The following is a 232-nucleotide window of genomic DNA, read 5'->3' on the forward strand; positions in this document are numbered from 1 at the left end:
GAGGAGCCGGGATACTTCCCCCACGCCGTACAGCGCGCCCGCGACGAGCGCGCCACCGCTCAGGCCCGGGAAGCCGGCGCACAGCTCGAAGCCGCCAAAGGCCACCGCATCCTCTCCGAAGCCCCCGCATGGGACGCCCGCACCCCCTACCGCCTCGGTGACCTCCGCACGAGCGAGGGCGAGCGGGTGAGCGTCGACGAGATCCAGGGGAAAGACGGCGTGGCCGTCTACG

The 232-nt window shown here is 72.8% G+C and carries 1 protein-coding gene; it reads left to right on the top strand.

What is annotated here, in order from left to right; all coding sequences use genetic code 11:
- Window positions 1-232, top strand: a 232-nt coding sequence (locus tag AC3XQU_RS25050; RefSeq protein WP_489876786.1) for a hypothetical protein, incomplete at both ends; no start/stop codon positions are given.

The sequence above is a fragment of the Telluria sp. AZSoR62 genome (assembly GCF_058111565.1).